This is a genomic window from bacterium, assembly GCA_030693205.1.
Lineage (GTDB): Bacteria > Patescibacteriota > Minisyncoccia > JAHIHE01 > JAHIHE01 > JAHILZ01.
Genome location: JAUYBG010000006.1, coordinates 131,039 through 138,567 on the forward strand (window position 1 = coordinate 131,039; position 7,529 = coordinate 138,567).

The following is a 7,529-nucleotide window of genomic DNA, read 5'->3' on the forward strand; positions in this document are numbered from 1 at the left end:
ATTATTGGTTGATCTAATTATTTTAATTTCGGCCTCGCTTTATGCCAGTCCGTCGCTTTTTCGTAAATATTAGCCACCGATAAGACAGTTTGCTCATCAAAGCCTTTTCCGATTATCTGCATGCCGATCGGCATAGGAATATCCCCGTCCTTAGGCTTGGCAAAACCGCAAGGAATGGAAATTGCCGGAAGGCCGGCCAGCGACACCGCGCTGACAAAAATATCTTCCAAATACATCTCCAGAGGAGTAGCTCTTGAGCCGATCTTGAAAGCCACATGAGGCGCGGTTGGGGTTATCAGGCAATCAACTTCTTTAAAAGCCTCATCAAAATCTTTTTTGATCAAAGTCCTGACTTTTTGCGCTTTTAAATAATACGCATCGTAATAACCGGCGGAAAGCGTATAGGTTCCCAGCATTATTCTTCTTTTGGCTTCATCGCCAAACCCATATCGCCGGCTTTTTAAATAAACTTCCCAAAGATTTTTTATTTCCGAGCTATACTTGCCGTCGTTCTCCACCGAGTAACCATACCTTATCCCGTCAAAACGCGCCAAATTCGAGCTAACTTCGGCGGGAGTGATAATATAATAAACCGGAACAGCATATTTTGTATTGGGCAAACTGACAGGAATTGCCTTTGCGCCTTTTTCTTCCAAAAGCGCGATGGCTTCCCTAACCGCTTTCAAAACTTCCGGATCTAATCCTTCGGCAAAATACTCATCGGGCACGCCGATCTTCAAGCCGTTAATATTTTCCTTATCCAAATATTTTACATAATCAAACACCGCGATATTCGGCGTTGTCAGGTCTTTTTTATCCTGACCCGCCAAACGTTCCAAAACTATCGCCGCGTCTTTTACTGTCTTAGTGATAATTCCCGGGCAATCGGTGGATGAAGTCATGCTAATCAAGCCATAACGGGATATTCGGCCATAACTGGGCTTTAATCCGACCACGCCGCAAAATGACGCCGGACATCTTATTGAACCTCCCGTATCCGTTCCCAAAGCGTATAAAGCCTCGCCGGCGGCCACACTGGCGGCTGATCCGCCGGATGACCCGCCCGGAGTTCTGTCTAAGTCCCAAGGATTATGAGTCGGGCCAAAATCGGAATTTTCTGTCGAAGCTCCATGCGCAAAAGCATCCAGATTAACTTTGCCGAGAATAATTCCTTTTTTATTCTTTATCTTTTCAACCACTGTCGCGTTATAAGGAGCAACATAATTTGCCAGAATATTGGAAGAAGCGGTGCATAAAATTCCTTTTACCAAAATATTATCTTTTATTGCCACCGGAATTCCCGTCAAAAAATCAATCTCTTCCCCGTCTTCCAATAATTGATTAATCTCTTTATCCGCTTTTTTTGCGTCACTTAACGCTTTTTCTTCGGTAACCGTAATAAAAGATTTTGTCTTGCTGTCAATGCTTTTAATTCGCGTCAAACAGCTTTTTACCAACTCTAAGGCAGAAAATTCTCGCTTTACCAAGCCAGAATGCGCCTGTTCAATTGTTATGTCAGTTAAATTCATGAATACGATTTACGATTTACGATTTACGATTTTAATTCCGGATTTGCCAGGTTTTGGCAAAAGCGATAATCCGCGGCAAGCGTGGGGCGTAGAAGATTATGTTGAATTGGTAAAAAAACTGAGCGATATTTTAAAATTAGAAAAGTTTATTTTGATCGGACATTCATTCGGCGGACGCATTGCTATAAAGTTTAGCGCTCGATATCCGGAAAAATTAAGGGCATTGGTTTTAACCGGCGCTGCAGGGATCAAGCATAGTCCGACGTTAAAACAGAAAATATTTTTTGTGCTGGCAAAAGCAGGGAAAACAGTATTTTCTTTGCCGTTGATCAACCGATTGGAAAAATCAGCGCAAAAAATATTATACAAAGCCGCGCGGGAGAATGATTATTACGAGACGAAAGGCGTAATGAGAGAAACTTTTAAAAAGATTATCGATGAAGATTTGACTGACTGTTTGAAAAAAATTAAGACTCCAGCGTTGCTGATTTGGGGTGAACAAGACCGGTCAACGTCCTTGAGTGATGCCAAAGCAATGAATTTGAAAATTGAATCCGCCGGTGGGCGGAGTAAATTGAAAATTATCAATGAGGCCAATCATAGTTTGCCCTATCAATATCCCGAAAAATTTGCTAAAATTGTATCGGAATTTATAAAAAAAGACAATGGTTAAAAACCATGTCATTTTAAAGCTTTTTTTATTTTTATGCCTATACAATAAGCGCTTGTTCCAGTAATGGTTATTAATACTATCGCAATAAACGTAACAGTAAAGAATAAGTTTATTAGAATAGTAAGGAACATTTTGCTTTTTATGGCGTTTATGGCGGTTTTAAGCAAGATCAAAAGATCCATTCTCCTCCTACTAAAGGCATTATAAAATATTTTTCACGATTATGCAACAAATTATTCCTATTGTTTTAGCGGTATTTTTTATATTGGGTATTCAAAAACAAGTTTTGTTTTGGTGCTGGCTTTGGCAATTAAAAGAATATCGCTGTGATAGGGTGCGGGCGCATTTTCAGGACATTGGCGCCAAAAACGTTTTTTTGACGCTGATTGGTTATTCCGCGTTAAGGCAAAAAAAGTTTTTTAAGTTTACCGTAAAGGCAATTATTATCGGTATTCTTTCATTTTTATCCGGAATTGCGGCATTGATTTTAGCGTTTCAAATTTATTTACCGCAAACTTTTTCAGCCATTCTTTCTTTTGATCCATTTTCTTTTTCAAAATTAAACCTATCAATAGATTCAGTTAATCTGTTGGTCGTAAGATCTTTACTTTTAAATATTATTAGCGCATTGGATGATTATAAGATGGTAATGATAATTATGGCGGTTATTTTTTTCATTATGCCGGCGGTTATTTTCTTGTTTGTAACTATTTTAAACATCATAAGCGGAATTTTTAAAGCCTGGACGATTAGAAGGGCAAGAGTGAAGATCGCCAAATTTTCAAATTTAAAAGTAATCGGTATTACCGGAAGCTATGGGAAATCCACGACCAAGGAAATACTTTATGAAATTTTATCTAAATCTAAAAAATATTCCGCCTCTGGCGGATCCGCCGTGGGCGAAAAAATCCTTAAAACCCCTGCCAATATCAATACGGCGATCGGCATAGCGCAATTAATTTTGGATAAACTGGATAAAAATTATGAAATTTTCGTGGTGGAGATGGGCGCGTATAAAATCGGCGAGATAAAAGAAATTTGCGACATAGTGAAGCCTAAAATCGGCATAATTACCGCCATAAATGAGCAGCACTTGGCGCTTTTCGGGAGTATTAAAAATACAATTAAGGCGAAATTTCAACTTGTCGATTCATTGCCGAAAGACGGACTGGCGATTTTGAATGCTGGAGATGCGAATATTCAGGATGGCTTGGAGCTCAGTAATTCACTGGCTGAAAAGATCAAAGCGAGAATAAAACTATATTCGGTCGGCGCTAAGTCGGATGTTTACGCGATTGGCGAAGCGAACGATCGCCAAAATATAAAATTTAAATTTATTTCAGGGGCTGATATCAAGGATTTTGCCGTCAATATTACAGGCACGCATAATATTTCCAATGTATTAGCGGCAATTATTGCCGCACAAGAGCTTGGCATGGATTTGGATGAAATTTCCCAAATAGCTAAAAAAATCAGCCATTTGGATTTTACCCTTAAAATTTTGGCCGGGCCGAACGGTTCAAGCATGGTTGACGATACTTACAACGCAAATCCGGACGGAGTATTTGCCGCATTGAATTATATTAAGAATCAGCGAGGAAGAAAAATTATAGTTATGTCGTCATTGATCGAATTGGGTTCTCGCGCGCATGAAATCCATCAAAAGCTTGGAAAGGAAATTTCCGCGATCGCCGCGAAGCTTTTTTTCCTTGACAATTATTATATTTCGGATATCAGGAAAGGTGCAGCGAAAAACAAAGAGTCGAACATAGAAATAAAAAATGAAAAGAATGCTAAAAAAATCTCGGAATATTTAGAAAATGAATTAAAGTCGAGTGATACAGTGTTATTCGTCAGCCGTGGAGCGGGAAAAATTTTAGAATTGCTAAAATATGATTAATTATTATGCATAGGATTTTTAAAAAATATGCTCCTGTTTCTGCCGCGCTTTTGCCAAACGCCGAATTTGACGATATTAAGCTTGTTTTGAGCATGTTTTTGCCGTGGAATTGGAGCAAATGGCGGTCAGGAAAAGAAATTAGCGAATTGGAAGAAAAATTCAAGGAATATTTTAGTGTAAAGCATGCGTTTAGTTTTTCTTCCGGCCGGGTTGGATTATATGCGATTTTGAAAAGTATTTCTATTTTTTTAGGCTCGGCATTCACTGTTCAGCGCTCAGAGATTATTATTCAGGCCTATACCACTATTGCTATTCCTATCGCGGTTAAACAGGCAGGTTTTGTTCCTGTATATGCAGATATCAAGGAGGATACTTATAATATTGATCCTGTTAAAGTTGAGGAAAAAATTACGGAAAACACCAAAGCGATAATCGTTCAGCATACTTTCGGCATTCCGGCGGAAATGGATAAAATTACAGCGCTTTGCCAGAAGCATAATTTATTATTGATCGAGGATTGCGCACATTCTCTCGGCGCAGAATTTGGCGGGAAAAAAACAGGAACATTCGGTGACGCTGCTTTTTTCAGTTTTGGCCGCGATAAAATAATTTCTTCCACAAGCGGCGGGATGGCGATCGTTAAAGATCAAATATTAGCGGAAAAAATAAAAAAAATTCAAAGTAACATGGATTTTCCGCCGTTAAAATGGATTTTTCAGCAGCTGGCGCACCCGCTCGTATTCTGGTGTTCTTTGCCGGTTTATTATTTTTTTTCCTTGGGCAAGATCAAAATTTTATTTTGGCAGAAAATAGGATTAATAAGCCGAGCATATAGCGCGGAAGAAAAAACGGGGAATGCTGTTGATTTTTACGGCTATAAATTTCCAAATATCTTGGCTGTCTTAGCGTTCAATCAATTTAAAAAAATGGAACGATTTAATGATCATCGGCGGAAAATCGCAGAGATTTACGGAAGTTCTTTTAAAAATCATACTGAAATAATAATGCCCGCAATTTCTTCCGCCGCTAAATCAACTTTTTTATACTATACTATTCAGGTTGCGCGCCGCGATAAGTTATTGAATTTTGCCGCCGAAAAGCATATAATTTTAGGAGACTGGTTTCCGGGCGCGCTGGGGCCAAAAGGGATCGAGGAAGAAAAATTCGGTTATAAAAAAGGCGATTGTCAGATTGCGGAGCGCGTAGGATTAAAATCGCTTGATCTTCCGACGAATATAAACACAAGTGAAGAGGATGCGAGAAAAGTGGCAGATTTAATCAAAGAATTTTTCAAATCGTAAAAAAAATGGAAATCAAAGAGATAACCGACAAAATTCAATGGGAAAATTTTATTTACAATCCGCCGGCTGGCGGACCGAATACATTTTTACAATCGTGGAATTGGGGCGAATTTAATGAAAAAATGGGAGACCCCGCAGGACAAGCCAACGGGGCAAGAAAAATTTGGCGGCTGGGGTTTTTTGACGGTGAAGAACTGGTTGGTGTCGTGCTTGTAATTAAAATAATCGCAAAGCGAGTCAGGTTTCTTTTTTGTCCGCACTTGCTATTAAATAAAAAATATTGGAATTCGTTATTTGATCATTTGAAAAATTTGGCAATTTCGGAAAAGGTGGATTTTGTGAGAATTTGTCCGTTGGCGGGAAACACGCCGGATAATTTAATGATATTCCAGGATTACGGTTTTCGAAACGCGCCAATTCACATGATGCATCCGGAACTTTCTTGGCTTTTGGATATTTCCAAAAACGAAGATGAGATTTTGCAATCAATGCGAAAAACCACGCGCAATCTCATTCGCCGGGCCGAACGCGAGAATATTGAGATTACGGAAGTTAAAAATATTGCGGGAATCGAAGAGTTTTACAAAATTCACGAACGAACTGTCGGCCGGCATGGATTTGTGCCGTTTTCCAGAGATTATTTAAAAAAAGAATTTGAGGCGTTTATGCCCGATAACGAGATATCCGTTTTTTTTGCCAGACATAATGGAAAAATCCTGTCATCGGCGATCATCGTATTTTGCGGCGGATCAGCTTTTTATCATCATGGCGCATCCGAGGCTTCTAAAATTCCCGCGTCATATTTATTGCTCTGGAAGATAATTTTGGAAGCAAAAAAACGCGGATGCCGAATATTCAATTTTTGGGGGATTGCGCCGGAGAATAAACCAAAACATCCCTGGGCGGGGCTGACCCTTTTTAAAACCGGCTTTGGCGGATACAAAGAAGAGTATTTGCATTGCCAGGACCTGCCGATCACGCTAAAATATTGGTTGAACTGGACAGTAGAATCAATAAGGCGATGGAAAAGAGGGTATTAGATAAAATTTCTAATTTCTAATTTCTAATTATTTTTTAAAAAAATGTTCAGAGGGCGATCATCCAGTCAAAATTATTATTCGAATCGCGGAAGCGAACCGCGGGGTCGGCGGGCGCTAAGCAATAAACTTCATGCTATAAAAAATTTTGTTATTAGAATGAGTGTTGTTTTTTTGATTGGCGGAATAATTTATGAAATTTTCTTTACGCCGATATTAGCCGTAAAAAATGTTATCGTTGAAGGAAATAAAGTTGTAAATAGCGATGAGATCAGGGAAATGATCATATCGCGCGCCAATCAGAAAATTTTTAAAATGATCAACAATAACCTTTTATTAATTGATCCGGCCGGCATGGAAAGCGCTGTTATAAACCGGTTTGGCAATATTAATGCTGTCAAGATCGAAAAAAAATTTCCTCAAACCATCAAAGTTATTATCACTGAAAAACCGGCAGATATTTCCTGGTGCAATAAAATAAAAATTGAAAAAATTACAAATGATAAAAATGCTCCAAGCGATGAAGTATTGTCATACGAGATCCCACAATGTTATTTAAGCGATGAAAATGGTTTGATCTATGAAAAAATTGGCGACAGTGTCTCCGGCGGTTCTGTAAAAGTTTTTCGGGATGAGCCGATTGAAATGGGGATTAAAATTGGCGATGAAAATCTGAAAAATTTCATTCGGAAAATTTCATATGATTTTAACAATAAAACCGGTTTAAACCTGGCTTATTTATATATTCTTCCATTGGCTGAAAGGGAATTACATTTGATAACAAATGAGAATTTGAAAATATATTTCGATCTGAATCGCGGTGCTGACGAGCAGATCAGTGATTTAAGTGCATTTATAAAAGATGAATTGAAGAAAAACGGTAATAAAAGCATGAATTATGAATATATCGATCTCCGAATCGTCGACAGGATTAATGTAAAACCGAAAAATGAGGCAAAACAATGAATTTGACATACGTATTTGAATGTGCTAATCTTTGGTTCGAGGGGAGATTTTATCTTCCTTTTTTAATAAGGAGGCCCCAAACCATATAAGGTTCGGGATAAAAATTGTTCCCTTAAAATTTAA

The 7,529-nt window shown here is 38.5% G+C and carries 6 protein-coding genes; 5 read left to right on the forward strand and 1 reads right to left on the reverse strand.

Annotation, left to right across the window (positions count from 1 at the left end):
• Positions 1–17 precede the first annotated feature (17 nt).
• The gene (gatA, locus tag Q8N37_01530; protein ID MDP3057185.1) at positions 18–1,529 is read right to left on the reverse strand and encodes an Asp-tRNA(Asn)/Glu-tRNA(Gln) amidotransferase subunit GatA; all 1,512 of its coding nucleotides are present in this window, start codon (positions 1,527–1,529) and stop codon (positions 18–20) included.
• On the opposite strand from gatA, the gene Q8N37_01535 reads away from it, so the two are divergent.
• The 5 genes from Q8N37_01535 to Q8N37_01555 all read left to right on the forward strand — a co-directional run bounded on the left by Q8N37_01535 (position 1,528) and on the right by Q8N37_01555 (position 7,406).
• On the forward strand, positions 1,528–2,202 hold the full coding sequence (locus Q8N37_01535; protein ID MDP3057186.1) for an alpha/beta hydrolase: 675 nt from the start codon (positions 1,528–1,530) through the stop codon (positions 2,200–2,202). The two genes, gatA and Q8N37_01535, sit on opposite strands and share 2 nt — an antisense overlap.
• Before the next feature lie 223 nt (positions 2,203–2,425).
• The gene (gene murF, locus Q8N37_01540) at positions 2,426–4,102 is read left to right on the forward strand and encodes a UDP-N-acetylmuramoyl-tripeptide--D-alanyl-D-alanine ligase (protein MDP3057187.1); all 1,677 of its coding nucleotides are present in this window, start codon (positions 2,426–2,428) and stop codon (positions 4,100–4,102) included.
• 5 nt (positions 4,103–4,107) lie between these two features.
• On the forward strand, positions 4,108–5,403 hold the full coding sequence (locus tag Q8N37_01545; protein ID MDP3057188.1) for a DegT/DnrJ/EryC1/StrS family aminotransferase: 1,296 nt from the start codon (positions 4,108–4,110) through the stop codon (positions 5,401–5,403).
• 5 nt (positions 5,404–5,408) lie between these two features.
• Complete coding sequence (locus Q8N37_01550) at positions 5,409–6,443, forward strand: peptidoglycan bridge formation glycyltransferase FemA/FemB family protein (GenBank protein ID MDP3057189.1); 1,035 nt, start codon at positions 5,409–5,411, stop codon at positions 6,441–6,443.
• A 42-nt stretch (positions 6,444–6,485) separates the two neighbouring features.
• Entirely contained in the window at positions 6,486–7,406 is a 921-nt protein-coding gene (locus Q8N37_01555) for an FtsQ-type POTRA domain-containing protein (GenBank protein MDP3057190.1), read from the forward strand.
• Positions 7,407–7,529 lie beyond the last annotated feature (123 nt).

What these genes read in the sequence shown, in the direction of transcription:
- gatA (MDP3057185.1), bottom strand. Translation starts at nt 1,529, where the DNA reads ATGAATTTAACTGACATAACAATTGAACAGGCGCATTCTGGCTTGGTA.
- murF (MDP3057187.1), top strand. Translation starts at nt 2,426, where the DNA reads ATGCAACAAATTATTCCTATTGTTTTAGCGGTATTTTTTATATTGGGT.
- Q8N37_01535 (MDP3057186.1), top strand. Translation starts at nt 1,528, where the DNA reads ATGAATACGATTTACGATTTACGATTTACGATTTTAATTCCGGATTTG.
- Q8N37_01545 (MDP3057188.1), top strand. Translation starts at nt 4,108, where the DNA reads ATGCATAGGATTTTTAAAAAATATGCTCCTGTTTCTGCCGCGCTTTTG.
- Q8N37_01555 (MDP3057190.1), top strand. Translation starts at nt 6,486, where the DNA reads ATGTTCAGAGGGCGATCATCCAGTCAAAATTATTATTCGAATCGCGGA.
- Q8N37_01550 (MDP3057189.1), top strand. Translation starts at nt 5,409, where the DNA reads ATGGAAATCAAAGAGATAACCGACAAAATTCAATGGGAAAATTTTATT.